We start from the raw sequence: 19,502 nt of genomic DNA, 5'->3' as shown, positions 1-19,502 counted from the left end.
ATAGTGACAGCAAGGAAGGCAAATTTTGGCAATGAATCAAGACTCCGAGTGCATCATTATTTTTGACACTACCCTGCGAGATGGGGAGCAATGTCCAGGAGCAACACTAAATATGGATGAAAAGTTGGCTATTGCTAAACAACTTGCACGTTTAGGAGTTGATGTCATCGAAGCTGGTTTTGCATTTGCCAGTCCTGGGGATTTTGAAGCAGTTAATATAATTGCCCAGACTGTGGGAACAGTAGATGGTCCGACAATTTGTAGTTTGGCAAGAGCCAGGAAGGAAGACATTAAGGCAGCTGCAGATGCAATTGCTCCGGCTGTTAAAGGGAGAATTCATACTTTTATTGCAACTTCTGATATTCACCTACAATATAAACTGCAGAAAACTAGGAATGAGGTGATTGCAATAGCAGAGGAAATGGTAGCTTATGCTAAGACTTTTACTAAGGATGTGGAGTTCTCTCCGGAAGATGCAGGGCGTTCCGACCCAGAATTTTTGTACCAGATATTAGAAAAAGTTATTGAAGCTGGGGCAACAACAGTAAATATTCCTGATACTGTTGGTTATACTACTCCCCTAGAATTTGGGGCTTTAATTAAAGGGATTAGTAATAATGTACCCAATATAAACCAAGCAATTATTTCTGTACACGGACATAACGATTTGGGCTTGGCTGTGGCTAACTTTCTGGAGGCAGTGAAAAATGGTGCTAGGCAGTTGGAATGTACTATTAATGGTATTGGGGAAAGAGCAGGTAATGCTGCATTGGAAGAATTAGTAATGGCTTTATATGTCCGTAAACAGTATTTTAATCCCTTTCTAGGGAGATCTGCAGATTCAGAGAAGCCCCTCACAAATGTTGATACCAGGCAAATTTATAAAACCTCCCGGTTAGTATCTAATTTAACGGGTTTATTGGTACAACCTAACAAAGCAATTGTTGGTACAAATGCTTTTGCCCACGAATCAGGAATTCACCAAGATGGGGTACTTAAAAATAAGCTCACCTATGAAATTATGGATGCCCAGTCAATTGGGTTAACAGATAATCAAATTGTTTTAGGTAAGCACTCTGGTAGAAATGCTTTTCGTACTAGGTTAGGTGAATTGGGTTATGAGTTAAAAGATAATGAGTTAAATAAAGCTTTTGTCCGTTTTAAAGATGTAGCTGACAAGAAAAAAGAAATTTCCGATTGGGATTTGGAAGCAATCGTTAATGATGAAATTCAACAAGCGCCAGATTTATTTAGATTAAATTTAGTGCAAGTTGTCTGTGGTTGCAATTCTAGAGCTACAGCAACTATTACTATTTACACACCTGAAGGCAAAGAACTGACGGATGCTGCTATTGGTACTGGCCCTGTAGACGCTGTGTACAAAGCAATTAATCGAGTTGTTAATGTACCCAATCAACTAGTTGAGTTCTCCGTAAAATCAGTAACAGCAGGAATTGATGCTATTGGGGAAGTTACAATCCGCCTGCGGTATGAAGACATGGTATTTTCAGGTCACTCTGCCAATACTGACATTATTGTGGCATCAGCGCAAGCATATATAAATTCACTAAATAGGTTGTATTCACATTTGTCAAATCAACGGAAACAAAGATAAACTACTGTGTATCCTAAATTGAAGCTGGAATATAGTTATTAAAACAAACAGAGAAAATAATACAAACTCCCAAGATAAGTTTTGAGCATATTACTCCTTTTGTAAAAAGCTGAGAAGCCAACTAATATTTAATTTGTAATTGATGTAACCTTATTTTTTTATGAGGTGTATTTTACGAAGCGATTAATATAAAGATTATATAATCTACTGGTTTTTACCATTAAAATGTTTACAGTAATTGCGTTATTTCCAAGCAATTTCCTTTTATCTATAGACTTTGACCTTACCCTAACCTCTTTAAGGAAAGAGCACAGAAACTTTGCAATGAAATCCGATAACCAATGAGAGTTAAATAGCACCATACAATCAATACCTGGCTAAACTAATCAAAATACATATATGCCATAAAATAATTTGTTGTTATATAGCGACCTCTATATATTTTTTATTGATGATTTATGTTATCTTCCATTTGCGTAAAATATCTGGAAAGTCTAGTGGGTTTTACTTCTCATTATTAAAACTTCAAGTTCTAGTTATTGCCGATAAATAAAATCTTATTCGAATAAACTTTCGGAGTTTGACCCTAATTATTTTTTCCATTCACTGGAATATTAGAGTAGTGGTTATAACTTCAAATTTTTGCCTTAAATTTCCGCTATCTCTTTGGTTTATTTGCATAAATAACATAGTTAATTGCCAATAATCGTAGCCATAAACCTGGGTTGTGTGGTTTTATTCTGGATTCTATATGTTTTAAGAATTGGGAAAACCAGCTATTTAATAAACCACTTATTATGGTATTACAAGTGAAATTAATATAATTGCGGCCCCAGCATAACATATCTTTTAGCCCTGCCATCTGATAAATCCACAGTAATAGAGCGGGATTCTTAAAAGCTGCCTTCAGTGCCAAACGGTTAAAAGTTAACCAACTAAATTTATCCTTAATAAAATCATCTGCTACTTCTGGAGGTTCATCTGCTAGTAGGCCAAAAAAGTTGTTTAATATAACATTAATTCTCTGGGGGGGCAAAAATTTTCCTGTCGGAACCATCATCCCTTTAGAAAATATCCAGGTAACAGCAGCGTTGCTTTGAAAAGCATGAATTTTATTTAAATGAGAAGCAGACAATAAATCATGTTTGAGGGCAACATTTAATAGAGTTGTTAGCCTTTCTAAATTACGCACTAAAGAGCCAAAGCCGGTGAAAACCAAGGGAGATTGCAGAGAGGCTGCATCACCAATCGTTAACAAACGCTCAGAAGCTACTATACGATCACTATCACTGGTACTAAAATGGCCAGGTATATAACCAAATGTTGGCTTCTTCCAAACTAATTTTTCCAAATTACACCTTCGATACTCTGGTAAAATAGTGAAAAAGTCTTCATACATTTCTAATAAAGAGCCAGGGTTATGGTAATTTACTTGATGATAATGGAATAGGTAAACTGTTAATTCTTCATTCTTTCCAGGGAATAGCTCCCAAATTAGCTGTCGTCCCCGAGATATATCGCCATGGCTGTTGAGAACGTCACCATATTGGGAATCCCATACTCCTGGCTCAAAGCCTCCATCAATAACTGCTCCTACTGTTGGACAAACGCTATCAAAAGTCCGGATACCATTTAGTTGCCACGCAATGGGGGAAGCCGTTCCCATAGCATCTACTAAAACCCTTCCACTTACGACTTTTTCTTGTTGACTAGGTATACCTTTTAAGGTCACGTCTACTTGTAATTTATCTATCTCTGCATGTATAAACTCTGTTTCATCTAGAATATCTCCTCCTGCCGCTTTGAGCTTAGCTCCACATAGTTGCAATAATTTTTCTGAGTCAAGAGCAATATTTAGAACCCTAGGTGTATATAAAATAGGCGCCCGCAAGTGGTTGGGATTATTCCCATCGAAGAACTTATTGAATCCATCTTTATATTCCCGGACAATAATGGACTCAACCTCTTGATTAGTAAGTAAACCCAGATTAATTAAACTTTGAATTTCATCACGGGAAATATTCCATTCCCTATTCATTCTCCCAAATGATAAACGTTCTACCAATAGAACCTTATAACCTAATCTTGCCATAACAGCAGCATGGATAACTCCTAGTGCCCCACCAATATAAATTAGGTCGTAGGATATCTGAGAATTAGGGCCTATTGATTGTTTACGCTCAAAAACCACTTGTTTGGGGTTTTGTGGATTCTTTACGCCTTTGCGCCACTGTTGTTCCCACCAATAGACCCGTTGTAGATCATACTCACCCCTAGGCATCTGCTGAAAATACTTGACTGTTAATGGATAGTAAGGTGATAATGCCTCAAAAATTGATTGTTTTGATAGTTCAATAACTGGTGGTTCTGAGTATTCATGGGGAAAGTGATTGTTTATTTCTGTAGTGAGCTGTCTAATAATTTCCTTTGCTCTAGGAAAGCGTATATGACCCCATTGAAATACTTTCAGATAAGTTGTACGCTGTACATACCAGACAAATATTGAGAGCTCGACTGGTAAACTTTCTGTAACGCCTATTTTTATATCTTTGAACTTAGCTGAAACCAAGCGAATACCTGAAGGAGTAGGTTTCTTTGTTAATTTGTCTATTTTGAAATCTTCTTGCAACCAATTAATAACACTTGTTATGTCCGAAGTAGGAATTTCTAAGTAAAGAAGTTCTTCCATAGTCCCCCCAACATATAATTACAATACCTGTGAAATATACTCACTGAGATAGGCTTAAATAACCATTAGGATAAGCTGGCTTCTGCAAGCAATCTAAAAATTGACGAACATTTATCCTCTCGTATTGTCTCACACTTCATGATCAATTACATTTGCTCTGAACACACACTATGAATTATCCTATTCCAAAAGAACCTCAGGAAATATTTGCTTTGCAGGATCAGCCAATAGATGAGGAACTAGTAGCTACGGCAATTGCAGGAGTAATTAAAATTGTTCGTTCACAAGGAAAATCCTTAGATGAATTAATATCTCAGGTGCTTGCAGAAGATAGCTTCTTAGATAAGCAGCAACGATACTGGCTTAGTCAAGTCATATCTCAAGCCTGGAAGAATTTATCTTAGGTAATATTAGGAATAGGGAATAGATTTTAACTTCTAAACCTATTCTCTATTCTATAAATAAATAATGTCAGCATAGTATTTAAAAAGTCCAGATGGCTTATAAAATGGAGGTTATACTTTTGTAGATTTTAGTTAGGGTTCGTCGTTGCCATATTTGTTTTTTATTTTCTTCCAAATTAACCACATACTGCCAACCATGAACTAAACTTATTATTTGTAGTACTATTGATGCAATTTTGCTTGTTAAATATTCTATGGTTACTAGGCTTACAGCCTCAGTTTATGGCATGGCAACGGCACCAACCGTAACTCCAAATGAAAAAAGTCAATTTAATCGCAAACTTTATCCCAACTACAAGGTGATTGTCTTAAATGATGATTTAAATACCTTTAAACATGTTGCTGAGTGTTTGATGAAATATATACCAGGGATGAACAGTGATCGTGCTTGGGATTTAACCAACCAGGTACATTATGAAGGTCAAGCAGTTGTTTGGATTGGGCCCCAGGAGCAAGCAGAACTTTATCACCAGCAATTATATCGGGCTGGTTTAACTATGGCTCCCCTAGAAGTTGCATAAAAATATAATTAAACCCTCAGCAGATATCCAGGTCAAATATGTTCGAAAGTGGTAAAAATTTTAGAATTATTCTATTCACCTCCCCAGCCTAATAAAACCTTTAGAGGTTATTTTCAAGCTAGAGGGGATTACCAAACTGTAAGACCAAGGTAATCAGACAGGTACAGAATTATTCTCCTCACTTAGAATTATGGATATCTGTTTTTTATCTAGGGGAATTAAGATAATTGCTGTTTTGGGTAAGATTTTATGGAGTTTACTTATAATAAAATTGTGGAACCGAAATTAAATACGAAATTGCAAAAATTGATTGAATGATTATAAAAAAATCAAATTGAAAATTCCACTGTATCAATCATAAACTTGCTTTATTAAATTGGAAGTCTTAGTGAGTTATTGAGCATTTAATTTGTTTGTAAATATAGGGTTGCTAGAAAATTTCTGACTAGGTAGAAAATATACTAAACGCCAATTAAAGTATTAGTAGAGTAAGAGTAACTTATTCTGATAATCAATAACAACTTAATTGAGTACGAAGGCATTTAAGTTCTTATGAATCATAATATTTTCTGTTAATAACTAACATGAGTTGATAATAAGAGAAAAAATTATATCCTGAAATTAGAATGTAAGGATTATTGTCCATTTTACCCATATCCAAATGTTGCTCTAAATTATAAATAGGAGATAATTTTACTTAAGCTTATTATTGTACACATTAACTCTGAGGACTTTTAAAATATAATATGGGTATATAAGATAGTACCATTCTTTCAAGACTCTAACATTTAGAAAAATAAAAATTGAGTTTTGCTATAATAAATTGAAGACATACTAGTAATCTATTTACAGCATCATATAAAAGCAAAATAATTTTGCTTTAAATAAGAATAAACTCGGAAAATACCCATAATATTTTCCATAACTCAGACAATGAAACTAGTATACTTAGTTATATTCTTATTTAAATAAATTTCAATTTTGCAGAATTACACAATTCAAGTAATAGCATTCTATCTAAATCTCTAACTGATTATAATAGTAATTCTTCTATGCTTACTACTACCAGATTGCCAAATATTTTTATGGTGGTATATAAAATTCTCATAAAGGCACAAGGTTAAAACATTTCAAATTAAATCTGATTGCCTCAGGGATAACTAATATAATATTTATATATTAGTTGAACCATTAGTAATCTGAGTTATCAACTATAAACAGAATTATTAGTAGAAGCATAATTGCTTACATCATCAAGTCGGGGGTTAAGCTTTACATAAGCTGATAATAAATAAACCTGTATAAATGTGAGAATATTCAGTTATGCAACCGACTGATCCCGAAATACTATTAGAAATATAGATTATAATACCTTCTGTTTAGGAATGTAAATTTCTTTTGAAGAATTAGACAATTTAACTAGAAAATATTTATCCATATTTTCAAAAATACAGAATAAGAGTGTGATCACTAATTAGGATTTATTAAAATTATATTTGCTTGAATAGAAAGCAAATTTATATTCTTATAATTAGGCTGTATGGTTGATTACTAATTGAGATTTAAGGTATAGATTTTCCACAATATATTTGTGGCAGATAAGCTCCTCTTTTGCATTACAAGAACTTTTGAGTTTAATAGATTTATACTCACTTCTAACTATAGAAGCATGATAATTATAAACATAGCCATAAGGCTCTTCTACGACAAATTCTACTTGTAACTTACTATTATCAGTATTTTTTTCAATAATCTTAGTTGCAACCTTATTGTCAAACCACTTCCAACCATGTTGAACCATCAATTCACTTTCTAAAACTTGTATAGGGGTTGATAAAATTCCCCATCCCCGATACATTTGACGCAAAACTTTAATATCACCTTTACGGGTTAAAATTGATGGGCATAATTCAGCAGAAATGTTACCATAGTAACGACCTTCTGGTAAATCAATCATAGTTGGTGCAAAGCGATGTCCACCAAAATGACTAGAACGCCAAAGGCGAATATTTTCTAGCCCTAAATTTGGAATCAATTTATCTTGAAGGTAGAAGTAAAGACGATTACCATACCTAGCACAGCATTGATCATGACTACCATGAGTACAAATCAATATGTCTCTTTTTCTTGGTATTTCTGGCTCAACATCACTGAGCTTAGACCATAACAATTTTCTTACAGTAGTTGCTACTTGTTCAATATTATCAAGCCTAAATTCTTGCTGACGAAAACCATTACTGATTCCTGACTTCTTTTGATAAATCAGAAGAGTTGTCTCATACTTTTTGTGAGAAATATCATTAGCAATTAGTAAGAAAGTTACTGATATCCTTGTACTTTTTATATCGGCAATTAATTGCCTTAAATTATCTGGTATTAAACGAGAATTAAGTGCCTGATTATGCCAGGGTGGTGAACATTCTATGAGAATATAAGTTTCACAGTTGCTTGCAGTACCAATGATTTCTTCTCCCAATTTACGAGAATTATCAGAACAAAAAAAAGTACTCATCTTAATTCAATCCACCACTCAATGACAATTACTAAATGATAATAATTTGCTTCTATTATTATCTAGATTAACTTAGTCAGTTATGACAACAATGCTGTTAGTTATACAATAAGGTTTTCATATGAATGAATAAAAAATTACTAAACAGAGTTTGATTAGAATCCTATCATATTAGTAAATATTCCTAATAAAATTTTTATAAACAGATCCCTCTCACATAAATATTTAATGTTTTATTTTATACAAAACTAAAAATATACATTATTTCCACTCGTAAGTTACTGTTGTAGATGGTTAATTACTAAATATTCTTAAATAAACTTATTCTGAAAATAATTACTTTACACGTATGTATTAACAGTAGCAACAATGTATTCAAAATTACTTTATATCAGTATTGTAGGACTCTTTTCAAGAGTAACGGAACTTGAAGTAAAATTCAAGTAATTGAGAATAATTATGATCTGAATATAAGTTAATAATCGCATTATTTTGAGAGACTAACAAGGTGGACTTATAAAAGTTAGAACTAGCTTTTCACATCAGGACCTGGTAGAGAAATAATAAATTATCTTAGCAAACAGAAAAGTTCATATCAACTAATACGAAACTGAAAAATAACAATTTCTATAAGGATCTAAATGAATATGATGCTAGCTGTAGCTTTTTTATGTCTTACGCTACTTCATATACGATATAAGTTTTCCTAATGAACTGTTGAAATAATATTATCCGTATGTATATTAAAATGAATGGCAAAATAGTTTTCTAAGGTTATTGTTATGAAACATATTCAATCATCAACTAATCAATCGTTTTAAGATATCTTGGTGAATCTAAACTATTAAAGTTCAAACCAAATAACTAATTATTTTTTAACTTCCCATTGTCTTCTTGCGTGCAGATATTGCTAGTATTACCCAATTTCCAGGATTGTTTGAACATCTTAGACGTATAGTTAGTAACTCATACTTGATGGAAAATGCAGAATGTACAACATTCCTTAAATATATAACTTCTCTAATAAACTTTTTGTAGAGCTTTCAATTCCTCACTACTTTTGCTTAGGCTTCTTTAGACCCTGAATTTTAAATTAAAATCTAGTTTTTAAACTACCCTTTATCTTTTTAATAATCAAAATATGCTGCTATTAATACTTAAAATTTGTTAGATTAAATACCTTATTAACTGCCTCATATAAGATATATATTTAGCCTTATATGGACGGTAAAGTATCAATCTGTAAAATATTAAATAGCAATAATAGACCTTGTTTTAACCTTAAATCTTTATTCACTGAATTTTATCTGAAGTTGGCATACTACAGTACAATTTTAAGTTTTAACTAAACTTATTCTAAATTAGTTAAGGATTAAAATACAGATATTACAACTCCAGAATATTATAAAACTTGATATTGTCACTCAAGGTATTTCTTCAGGAATCATACTAGCCTGCATCTGATGTATACAGGGTGATAGTACATTTGAAGTGATAGATAAAATAGAACAGCCAATAGTATATCAGATTTATAGTTATTCCTACAATTTTGTTTTAAATAGCACATTATCTATAAGATATCTGTAAATTAGGTAAACATAAAAATATGACACTTTGCGATAATGGAACTCTTAACACAAAGAAACTGCCTATTATCTGGGATATATAGGTTTTGTGTATTACGATATTTTTTAATGGGAATATACTTGACTAACAAGAAACTATACAACAGTAAAACACAAGCAATCATAGTTTTGTTTATTCAAAGTAAGTAATATCAATATGATCCAGAATGGTAATTAGGTGATTTTGATATTATAGGTTTATATTTGGATTCAAACTAATGTATGGCAAGATAAACATCAAGTAGTAGGTTTATATTGAAAGTTCACAGTATTACATTTGAAATCACAAATAAATTTGCTTTAATTAGTTATAAGAAATGATATAAATAGACTACCTAGAATAGGGAAAGTAAAAACTCTGGTAATATGCTAATAGATCTTGTTTACCTGAATGATTGAAATATAAAATAGTATCAGATAATTAGGGGCAATATAGTTTATTCTTATTGGTGAATTTATATACCCTTTCAATACAAGGATCTTGTAAGAAGATATTACAATTTATAATTAATGTCTTTTTAATTTATTTTTTCAGTAAATCAGTACATTAAATATCAATAAATAACTTAGTATTAGAATACTACAATTATGAATACATGCTCCTATAAATAACTATTTTTATTAGTAATAACTTATGTTAAGTTTAGTCTTTAGAAAATCATATTAATTCGTGTATAGTTTCAGCTTTGCAAGTGATTTATACGCCTGCGACAGATTTGAAAATAGGAGGAGAGCCGTTTACTAAGAAATGTTGTCAGAGTTTAAAGACTAACATGAGTAAATAACCCAAGTTAATTTAAATACTTTCTTGATTTAATATTCATTATAATTGACATGAAGTTATTATTTTTGTAACTTTCTATATTTTTTATATGGAACAATATCTGAGGGTGAGAATAGCTGTTAGCCTTTCACAGGAACTAAAACTATTTCCAACATAGAAGCAGCTATTCTCTATAGAGAATAGCTAGTAATACATGCAATTTGCTAATACATTAATGATTTTTATCATAATTAATATTTACAAAAATTAAGAGATTATTATCATTAAAATGTTAATGTGATTTTTTATGTAACTATTAATTACTTGGTAACTAATAGTATAAGTATCTTCATAAAAAAAGAGCTGTATAAATTATAACTAATTATAGATGTTTAGCATAAGTGAAAGATCAAATTTATGAATAAGCTAGAAGATTACAAAAGTACATATTATTATATATATAACTATGACAATATTCATCTAAATTTGATTACAATTATTCCTAATTTCTATTAAGAAGGAAAAACAGTTTTCAATCAAGTGAAATATTATTGTTATCTGTAATATCTTCGATAATTTCTAATTCTGTAAGTGTATCAGTTGATTGATTTAATTCATCTGTAAAACTTATTACCTGACCACCAAAAAAATGTGCCAGGCGTTGGGCTGCAACCCCTACTTCATGAGCATCCCAACTCTTTTTCTGCTCGCAATTATTTGATGTTTTAAAATAAGCTTGAGAATTAGATTTGAGGAGAACATCGTTGGTTTTGTTTAAGGATAACTTATTTCCATCGCCATTACTATTAACATTACTAGTCTTTGTCTTAGCAGTAATAATTTGTTGTGATTTTACCACTGACTGATTAGTGGTTGGTATTTCTGATTTGGGAAAACCTGGCTGTAATTTATTTATATTTGCTGATATTGGTGAAAATCTTGAGCTGTTTTTTGTAATTTCACTTTTCTCTTTCATCCAAATATATTGTGATTTTTGAGAAACCAATTTGACTTTTTGTTTTTCTTGGTAAACTTGGGAAAATGCCTTTTCCAGATCAGCCAATTTACCCTGAGTAAGTTTTACTAGTTTTGGTGTTATGCCAACAACCGCTTTTTCTTGGTCAATACTTAATAAATGCCCATGCTGCCTAAGTAAGGCTTGAGTTGGCTTAGGCATATTTGCTAATACTTGCTTCCATATTGCCCATAGAGATTCATCAGGTAATTGATGTACAGTAACTTGAGGATTTGTTTGTATTGGGAAGTCGTTATTTTTTGGAGTATCTAGGGTATTTTGTTGATTTGGTGTAGTTTGAAGTTCTTGAGGAGTAATATCTTTGTCGAGCTGTGAATTTGGTAGAGTTGTAAGTACTGGGTAAATATATGTACTATTATCAGTGTTTATTGGTAAAGCATTTTTGGGAGTTGAAATATGACGCTGTTGTAGTATACTTGCATCATATTTATTCTCTTGTATAGCATAATTATCTTTTTTTGCTTTTTTTTCGGTTTGATAAGGGTTTAAATCCTTTTCTTGTAAATCTTTGTGGGCTGAAGGCAATAGCCCAAGTAAAGTAACTTCTAACCATAGATGAGGTTGAAAAGTATTTTTTATTTGAACTTCGGCAGTACGGAGATATTGCTGTCCTTGTAAAATTTCATTTATATCTAATTGTTGGCTAATATTAGTTAGCAATTGCCATGTTTCTTGGGTATAAGCAACTAAGTCATGGCGATTAGGCGCTGCTTGGGCAATCAGTAAGTCTCGGTAAAAGGCAAGGAGGTTCTGTAGAATTACTAATGGTTCTCGTCCTGTATCTAAAATTTGCCTAATTGTATCTAAAACAGCTTCAGCATTATCAGTTATGATTGCATTTAATAGGTTAATTAAGTCTCTCTCCCCAACAGAACCCACTAAATCTAACACCCTTTCCGGGGTAACTTGTTCCGATAGTAAGCTTAATTGATCCAGAAGACTTTCGGCGTCCCGCAAACTACCTTGAGCAATCTGAGCTACTAGGTTAATGGCTTCTCGAGAAATATTAATATTTTCCCAACCAGCAATATTCCTTAAATGATAGGCCATATTAGGAAGAGGGATACGGCGAAAATCAAATCTTTGACAACGGGAGATAATTGTAGGTAGAACCCTTTGGGGATGAGTTGTAGCTAGAATAAATACAACATTTTGTGGTGGTTCTTCTAGAGTCTTGAGAAGGGCATTAAATGCTGGGGTACTCAGCATGTGACAGTTATGAACTAGAAGCCCATTGGATACAAAGTTATGATTGTCTTCCACTTCGATATCATAGACTTTTTCCATTCCAGCAAAGTGGACAGATTGTACAGTTTCCAAATTTGTAGCCCATGTCAAAGAAAGAATATTCTTACAAATTACATGGTTATCTTCTACTTCTAATTGTCCCCCCCCATTTATAATAGGGGATTTTACGGGTTTTATTTTTTGTTCAGGATTCTGTTTAAATCTGGTAATCAAATGTTGCTGCGAGCTAATTTGCAACGAGTTAACTTTCTGGATTATTTTGGTTGAGCTACCATCTTTATAAGGTTTTCCTATATTTGTTTGGTTTAGTGTTCTGAAAAACTGTCTGGATTTGAGGATAGCTGAGCATGTTAAATATGATTGATTTACCCCTATATCCTTCATTCTTTGTAATTTATACCTTTGGTTAAAAAACAGGGGATAATTATGTCTTATATTCCAAATGCCTATCCTTTTTTTGCCTGTTTGTCCATTCCAATTTATATTTGTTGGGTCAAATACTGGAACAGTCTCCCAATAGCTTTTTGCAAATGATTCCCATAGTTTGTTAATATAGCAATTTGGAACCGGATATAAACTTTTCCTACAGACTTTGTTCTTCCTTGCATATATGCTTTTTATAATAGTTTCTTTTACGTAGAAAGATTGAAGTAATAAGTCCTTCTCCATATGCATAAATATCGAAGAATATCTGGAATATTCCTGCTTATTCCAAGGTAAATAAAGTATTGCGTAATTTTTATTCAGAGGTATTACCTTACAATCTTTATTTTTTAATAAATCTTCTGGTGCTTTTATATGTGGTAAATTTGCATGTGAGGTTTCTATATTAGAATTCAATATGGGAGATATTATCCTCATTCCTGCTTTTAGATCTTTAGCTTGTATCCACCCTGTCTCAGATCTAATTAAATGGTTAAGTGTACAACGAATTTCACGGTTATTTGTCTTAACAATTAAAGTTGATTTTGTCCCTCGTTCTAAGTGACGTATAACTGTCTTATATTCCCAATTCCCTGTAGTCTCATTATAACTAAGAACTTTTTTCCCTTTTATTTTGGGGTTATCAATCCTGACTAAACCTTCAGCAGTGGAAATCAAAGAATCTCCTGTCAGACATTCATCAATGATATATACCTTATAGCGACACTGCACAGGAGCAAACTGTGCTCTTTCAATTACCTCACGAATATTATCTACCCCGGTGTTACTAGCAGCATCAATTTCAGTTACATCCAATGCATAATTTTTATTTATACCAATACAGACATCACATTTACCACATGGTTCGGCAGTAGGATGACTGCTAACCAAACAGTTGAGAGATTTTGCTAAAATTCGAGCACAGGAAGTTTTACCCGTTCCTCTCGGACCACTAAATAGGTAAGCAGGAGAAATTCTACAAGTGCTCATAGCATTGGTAAGGGTGGTAGCAACCACTTCTTGTCCTACTAATTCAGCAAAACGCTGAGGACGATATTTATGGTGTAGAGGTTCGTAAGACATAGTCAGAAAATGTCAACCCCTTTGGGGCTGTAAACATCTTGGAGAATGGGAGCTTTGCATAAGCTTTAAGTCTGAGGTGAAATAATTTTATATCTCAATTTATACAAATAAGCAGCAACTATTATAAATATTCAACAATACTAGATTTTGCATCTTTACATTTTTATTTACTGCTACAAGACCACTTGGTAATACTTTTTCAAGTAGACTTCATTAGAACCTTTAGAATAATGTCATAAGTTAATGGTGGTATAACAGATGCTAAGACGGCTAATTAAATGGATTAAGTGCTGTTTCCAGCGCCTATTTGGTAAACAGCAAGAATCATCACGGTTAGAGGGTAACATTCTGTTACAAAATCCTCCACTTCTTAATGACACTGATTTGGAATTTCTGTTTACTGAACTGTTGGAAGGAGTACATCAGGCAAAAGGCCAAAGTTGGGCAATTAAATGGCTTCAAAATATAGAGCACCGTATTCCTCTAGAACGGTGGTTACAGTGGTTAGAAGGCTTCCATGATATTTTAATGGCATCTACCTCACCGAATGATGAATTGGCATCTCGGATGGTGCAGTTGGGTGAATTGGATCTTGGGGATTTAAGTGACTATGCTCATACTATTGGTATGGATTTGTTAACTCGCAACCAAAAAGAATTAATCTGGGAATACGAGCCATCAGATTATTCTACCCAGAAGATGATCGGGAGTGTCAACGATTTTGAGTTTAGTAGGGACAATATATTCACATCAGAAGATACAATTAATAGTACTGTAAACATTGGTAAAGCAGATGAATATAAAAGCCTTTCGGAAGGTGAATATCAAACAGTAACTTTAGAAGAATTATTTTCTATGTTGCGGCAAGATAAAAAATTATGCCAGCAAATTTCTCAGCAACTTGGTATAGACAAAGAAGATCCTGAAAAGATTATTCAAGAATTGATTGATCAATTTAATGAGCAAAAGCAGTGAATTTTAGGTTGTGGATTATCATTCATGCAAGTACTGATTAACATGTGCATGAATTATATATAAAATAACAAGGAAAAAACCATGAACCAAGCTAAACCTTTAAGTTCCCATTGTAATTCTTAACTTTTCAATGTGAACAAGAATTTTTCCCTTTTTTTTAGAAGACTAGGTTTAGATTTATTTCAAGTATATTAATTTGTAAACTGCCATAAGACTGTTTGAACAAATTGATAAGATCTAATATTATTCCAATGCTATCTGAATAGTTTTCTTAGTAGTTTAACAGTATATCTAAAATATAATATTTATCGTCGAATGATTTTTGTCAAGAAAATCACGAACAATTATATGGCTTATTACACCATATATAATTCTTTAGAGGAGTAATTAAAATAATCTAGGAAATTATCCCAAAGTACAATATATATCAAACAACTATTACAATGCTTTCAGGCCCTATTTAGGTATTTATCTGAGGGTAGGTTGATTGCTCCGCATAAGGTTGTTGAGATAAGACAACTTCTACCACTAACTAATTCCGATTTATAATTTTTTTCACTCAGCTGCTAGAAGTCATATACCAAGAGTGTGGGGAAAGATGGGCATTAAATTATCTACAGCAGACCATCGTATTAGCAATGTGCGCTGGTTAGAATGGCTTCGGGCTTTTGCTAATCGCTTATTGATTTCTTACTTTCCCAATAATGATTTAGCTTATCGCTTATTACAGTTAGGCAAATTGAATATTGGCAAAATTAGCAACCTTGCTAGTGAAGTTAGCAATTATTTAATAATGCGGAATTTTAACAATTTGCTATTTTCTGGATTTACTACATCTCCAAATAGATTTGGTGTAAGGTGCTCAGGGAAAATTTTTTGGGATAATTCTGTTAAAAAAATCCAGGATGAGAAGTTTAGCAACAACCAAATAATAGATCTTCCTCCTCTATCAAAACCGCTACAAGTTTGGTAATCTTGCGTTTATGGTGTTCAGATATTATAACCATCTCAACTATTAACTCCAACACAGGTTTGGCAAGAAATAGTGAAGGGGCAATAGGAGAAAAAATAGAAAATTCCCCCATTATCTCCCTTGTCTCAGTTATATAAAACTATTGGGCTCAGGTGAAATTTTCCCTTGGAAAAGCAAAACTAAAAGCATCAATTACTTATCCAGGGTATAAGTAATTGATGCCTCAAAGAAAGTGAAAACCTTTTACAATAGCTTCCTTCTGGATAACAGAATCAAGGCTTAGAATCCCAAGATACACTTACAAATCAAAGTCAGCTTAAGACAGACAGTATGAAGAGGTGAGTAATTCTTATTACCAAGCCTTAGAAATTAAGTCAGATTATTAAAAAGTTTGTATGGACAGAGCAGAAGTTGTCGAAAAAGCCACCTCTTATTGATTAAACCAGAAGTTTGTAAATTCTTCCGCAATGTAGAATAGTTATCTCGTAACCGAAAGGAGTCATGATAGAAAGCCTGTTATAAGGAGAGCTTCAGATATGTTGACCAAAAGACCAATCCAGAATCTTGGGGCAGATTTTATTTGTCAACTAGTAATAGTTTATACGAACTAGGAAAAAAAGACGGCGCATACTGGGATTATTGATTGCGACCAATAATCCCAGTATGCGTTAGTTTTACAAACTCTAATACCACAAGAATTTTCCGAGTTCGAGTTAGATCTAGAAGTTTTGCAATCTCTCATCACAACTCTATTAGGTTTGGGGAAAATTCCCCAAGCCTAAAAACTACATGATCAGGGGATGAATATTTGGGGGTATTTACTAAATATAGGGCAATTTGACAAACTCACGTAAAAAGCAGTTATCTTTGAAAGTCGGTAGCTTAAGATAATTAGCAATAGATTTAGCAGTTAAATCTGGAGAACTTGTCTCAGCACTAGAAATTGCAGAGTAAGATAAGCTTGCCTTATCTAGCAGTTACATGATTGGTGTGAACAGATATATTCAGAAACTACTTAACCATAAATGTGCTGTTATTTGCTGGCATATAAGCTCCCACAGTATAAATACACTTGTAATTAAATATAAATATCCTGAGACAATACATATTTTGCCCCATATGTCTCAGTCATCAGAAAAATGAGAAAAAGGTAGATCTCCTCTACCAGAAGCAGTAAAAAATTGGCTGAATGGATTCAAGAGTGGGATTGGCAATATCAGGAATATCAAAAAATACCTAAAAATAACCATAGCCAAATAAATCATTCTTGGTATTTATTGATGGAGCAAAGACTGTTAAGTCTACAGGATATTTTAGGTATGATTATAAGTGTTGAGAAAGAAATATAGGGTATTAAGAAGCTGGTTTTAATTCCTCAGCAAGACTTACATCGATCATCGATTCCCCCTACAGTAAGTTATTTAAGCAAAGCCCACCCCGCATAATTATCTATCTACCAAGTATATAAATGGGATTAGCTCTAGGAATGGGGGAAATATAAAATTTAAAACTAAGATATCTCCTAAGTTCATCTTGATAACTTTAGAAGAAATGACTAGAGCTAAAGAGGGAATCAAAAGCAATTTATATAATAATTATAGTATCCTCGAATCTACTGACTGTAGTTTTAACAATTGTAAAAGCATCCATAAATCCGTATTACTAAAAGCTATATCTGAATATGTATGTTTAAATAGCTAGCTGGCTTTGAATTCAATTAGCTAATCATGTTATTACTTCCTTATGGAGTGTTGATTCAGTTATGACTACAATAATAATTGTGGGACTATACTGCAATAGCTACAAGTTATTACATCTAGAGAATTAATAAATTGGTACAAAAGCTTAATAAATTAGTGAAAATCAAATTAATAGATGAATTAGATAAAGCTGCTGAACCATATACTCCTCGAAATATCTCCATGGATAAATCTACCTCTGCTATTGGGTCATATTTATCATTTTAGGATGTTATTATGGGGCAGCTTTTAATTACTAATTATTAGCTTTCAACAGTACAATCAATTAAGGTTAATTACTTAAATACATCAGCTTTATAGTATAAGGCTAGTTGGTTTATCATCTATTTTGCAGCTGGTAACTGCATAAGGATTGAAAAAAAACTAATGCTCTGAAGTAGTTAAATAAATTTATCTGCAATGTAACTCTTACACTTACTTGATTCAATTATATTATTTAAAATGCCTGCTATCTATTTAATATAACTCCTCTGTACAGGTGAATTGAACTCTTATCTTTAAATTCATTCTCAGTTATTACAAAAGCAATTTAAAAATACATTTAGTATTATTCACTTTTTTATTACTGCTTGCTTTTATTCCTGATTATATCTTCTTTAACTAATAGTTGGTGGCAATATTTCAGAGGAGTTACTCTGAATTTCTTCGTCACTATATTTTATGTCAGGGTTTTTTACCCGGCGAATGGGCAAGTTAGCAATCAGGGCAGTCGTCCTTTGATCACTTTCCAGGGAAAATTCCAAGCCATCATTTTCTATTTCTACATAACGACAAACTATTTCCAAAATTTCCTGTCGCATTTTTTCCATCATCTGGGGGTTTAGGTCAGCACGATCATGGGATATTACTAATTGCAAACGTCGCTTGACTTCAGCACGGCTATTATCAAGACCACTACGAGAGAAAAGTTTTTCTAAAATTTCAAGAATCATTACTAGTAGATGTGCATGGAGTAAAGTGATAAGTTAAACAATCTTTGTCCATAATAGTTTGCGTAAACGATCAAAGATACTATCTGCGGGTGCATTTAAGTCCATGAATTCTATTGCTTCTCCTTCTAGTCTCCGGGCAATATGTTCAAAAGCAATAGCAGCAAGAGAAGCATTATCTTTTTCTGCTAAGACTAAAGGCTCACCACGATTTGTGGAAACAATTACACGCTCATCATCAGGAATGACACCAATTAAAGGTATTGCTAATAACTCTTGAACATCCTCTACTGATATCATGTCATTTGCCTTGACCATGGCTGGTCTAATTCGATTAATTATTAGGTGAGTACGCCTAATTCCCTGTGCTTCCAGTAAGCCTACTACGCGATCTGCATCCCTTACAGAGGAAATTTCTGGGGTAGAAACAATTAAGGCTTCTTTAGCAGGGGCTATCGCATTTTTAAATCCGTTTTCAATACCTGCAGGACTATCAATAATTACATACTGATATTTCTGGGCTAGTGCATTAACTAGCAATTTCATTTGATCGGGAGTTATAGCATCCTTAGTCCGATTTTGGGCTGCTGGTAACAAAACCAAATTGGGGTGCCGTTTATCTTTCACCAAAGCTTGTTCTAAACGACACTCCCGTGTTAGAACTTCTATCGCAGTATAAACAATGCGATTTTCTAGTCCTAACAACAAGTCCAAATTTCTCAGACCAAAGTCCGCGTCTACCAAGGCTACCTGGCGGCCGATTTTAGCTAAAGCCATGGCCAAATTTGCAGAAACTGTGGTTTTACCCACCCCTCCTTTACCGGAGGTGATAACAATAATGCGAGTCATGATAGAAACGCGCTCTCAATAGGGATGAGGACAGAAA

The 19,502-nt window shown here is 33.0% G+C and carries 11 protein-coding genes; 6 read left to right on the top strand and 5 right to left on the bottom strand.

Translation table 11 applies throughout. The features are described 5' to 3' along the window. Nucleotides 1-31 precede the first annotated feature (31 nt). Nucleotides 32-1,615 (top strand): 2-isopropylmalate synthase, encoded by a 1,584-nt coding sequence (locus tag RINTHH_RS09340; RefSeq protein ID WP_008235779.1) that lies wholly within the window; start codon nucleotides 32-34, stop codon nucleotides 1,613-1,615. 658 nt (nucleotides 1,616-2,273) lie between these two features. Here RINTHH_RS09340 and RINTHH_RS09335 read toward each other — a convergent pair. Next, on the bottom strand, nucleotides 2,274-4,304 hold the full coding sequence (locus RINTHH_RS09335; RefSeq protein ID WP_008235777.1) for an NAD(P)/FAD-dependent oxidoreductase: 2,031 nt from the start codon (nucleotides 4,302-4,304) through the stop codon (nucleotides 2,274-2,276). Between the two features lie 170 nt (nucleotides 4,305-4,474). On the opposite strand from RINTHH_RS09335, the gene RINTHH_RS09330 reads away from it, so the two are divergent. Together RINTHH_RS09330 and clpS are read left to right on the top strand one after the other, a co-directional pair. Then, entirely contained in the window at nucleotides 4,475-4,708 is a 234-nt protein-coding gene (locus tag RINTHH_RS09330; RefSeq protein ID WP_008235774.1) for a hypothetical protein, read from the top strand. A gap of 254 nt (nucleotides 4,709-4,962) precedes the next feature. Next, the gene (gene clpS, locus RINTHH_RS09325; protein ID WP_044304981.1) at nucleotides 4,963-5,289 is read left to right on the top strand and encodes an ATP-dependent Clp protease adapter ClpS; all 327 of its coding nucleotides are present in this window, start codon (nucleotides 4,963-4,965) and stop codon (nucleotides 5,287-5,289) included. A gap of 1,531 nt (nucleotides 5,290-6,820) precedes the next feature. Here clpS and RINTHH_RS09320 read toward each other — a convergent pair. Both RINTHH_RS09320 and dnaX read right to left on the bottom strand, forming a co-directional pair. After that, nucleotides 6,821-7,801: a sucrase ferredoxin gene (locus RINTHH_RS09320; RefSeq protein ID WP_008235772.1), complete on the bottom strand. Its 981-nt coding sequence runs from the start codon at nucleotides 7,799-7,801 to the stop codon at nucleotides 6,821-6,823. Between the two features lie 2,920 nt (nucleotides 7,802-10,721). Further along, nucleotides 10,722-13,979, bottom strand: coding sequence for a DNA polymerase III subunit gamma/tau (gene dnaX, locus RINTHH_RS09315; protein WP_008235771.1), 3,258 nt, complete (start codon nucleotides 13,977-13,979; stop codon nucleotides 10,722-10,724). A gap of 258 nt (nucleotides 13,980-14,237) precedes the next feature. Here dnaX and RINTHH_RS09310 point away from each other — a divergent pair, with 258 nt between their 5' ends. The 3 genes from RINTHH_RS09310 to RINTHH_RS10910 all read left to right on the top strand — a co-directional run bounded on the left by RINTHH_RS09310 (nucleotide 14,238) and on the right by RINTHH_RS10910 (nucleotide 17,276). Next, nucleotides 14,238-14,954, top strand: a complete 717-nt coding sequence (locus RINTHH_RS09310) for a hypothetical protein (RefSeq protein ID WP_008235770.1) — start codon at nucleotides 14,238-14,240, stop codon at nucleotides 14,952-14,954. Nucleotides 14,955-15,552: 598 nt separating this feature from the next. After that, nucleotides 15,553-15,927 (top strand): hypothetical protein, encoded by a 375-nt coding sequence (locus RINTHH_RS10240; protein WP_008235758.1) that lies wholly within the window; start codon nucleotides 15,553-15,555, stop codon nucleotides 15,925-15,927. A 1,181-nt stretch (nucleotides 15,928-17,108) separates the two neighbouring features. Next, nucleotides 17,109-17,276 carry a hypothetical protein gene (locus RINTHH_RS10910; protein WP_008235757.1) on the top strand — a complete coding sequence of 56 codons (168 nt, stop codon included), beginning with the start codon at nucleotides 17,109-17,111 and terminating at the stop codon, nucleotides 17,274-17,276. A 1,007-nt stretch (nucleotides 17,277-18,283) separates the two neighbouring features. Here RINTHH_RS10910 and minE read toward each other — a convergent pair. Further along, nucleotides 18,284-18,619: a cell division topological specificity factor MinE gene (gene minE / locus RINTHH_RS09300; protein ID WP_008235755.1), complete on the bottom strand. Its 336-nt coding sequence runs from the start codon at nucleotides 18,617-18,619 to the stop codon at nucleotides 18,284-18,286. A 33-nt stretch (nucleotides 18,620-18,652) separates the two neighbouring features. Further along, the gene (minD, locus tag RINTHH_RS09295) at nucleotides 18,653-19,465 is read right to left on the bottom strand and encodes a septum site-determining protein MinD (protein ID WP_008235754.1); all 813 of its coding nucleotides are present in this window, start codon (nucleotides 19,463-19,465) and stop codon (nucleotides 18,653-18,655) included. Nucleotides 19,466-19,502: the final 37 nt, after the last annotated feature.

The sequence above is a fragment of the Richelia intracellularis HH01 genome (genome assembly GCF_000350105.1).
Classification (GTDB): domain Bacteria; phylum Cyanobacteriota; class Cyanobacteriia; order Cyanobacteriales; family Nostocaceae; genus Richelia; species Richelia intracellularis.
Note: the sequence above shows the minus strand (reverse complement) of the source record. Positions and strands in the feature narration are given on the sequence as shown.

Coding starts and splice junctions, on each gene's coding strand:
- RINTHH_RS09340 (WP_008235779.1), top strand. CDS start 32: ATGAATCAAGACTCCGAGTGCATCATTATTTTTGACACTACCCTGCGA.
- RINTHH_RS09335 (WP_008235777.1), bottom strand. CDS start 4,304: ATGGAAGAACTTCTTTACTTAGAAATTCCTACTTCGGACATAACAAGT.
- RINTHH_RS09330 (WP_008235774.1), top strand. CDS start 4,475: ATGAATTATCCTATTCCAAAAGAACCTCAGGAAATATTTGCTTTGCAG.
- dnaX (WP_008235771.1), bottom strand. CDS start 13,979: ATGTCTTACGAACCTCTACACCATAAATATCGTCCTCAGCGTTTTGCT.
- RINTHH_RS09320 (WP_008235772.1), bottom strand. CDS start 7,801: ATGAGTACTTTTTTTTGTTCTGATAATTCTCGTAAATTGGGAGAAGAA.
- RINTHH_RS10240 (WP_008235758.1), top strand. CDS start 15,553: ATGGGCATTAAATTATCTACAGCAGACCATCGTATTAGCAATGTGCGC.
- clpS (WP_044304981.1), top strand. CDS start 4,963: ATGGTTACTAGGCTTACAGCCTCAGTTTATGGCATGGCAACGGCACCA.
- minE (WP_008235755.1), bottom strand. CDS start 18,619: ATGATTCTTGAAATTTTAGAAAAACTTTTCTCTCGTAGTGGTCTTGAT.
- RINTHH_RS09310 (WP_008235770.1), top strand. CDS start 14,238: ATGCTAAGACGGCTAATTAAATGGATTAAGTGCTGTTTCCAGCGCCTA.
- minD (WP_008235754.1), bottom strand. CDS start 19,465: ATGACTCGCATTATTGTTATCACCTCCGGTAAAGGAGGGGTGGGTAAA.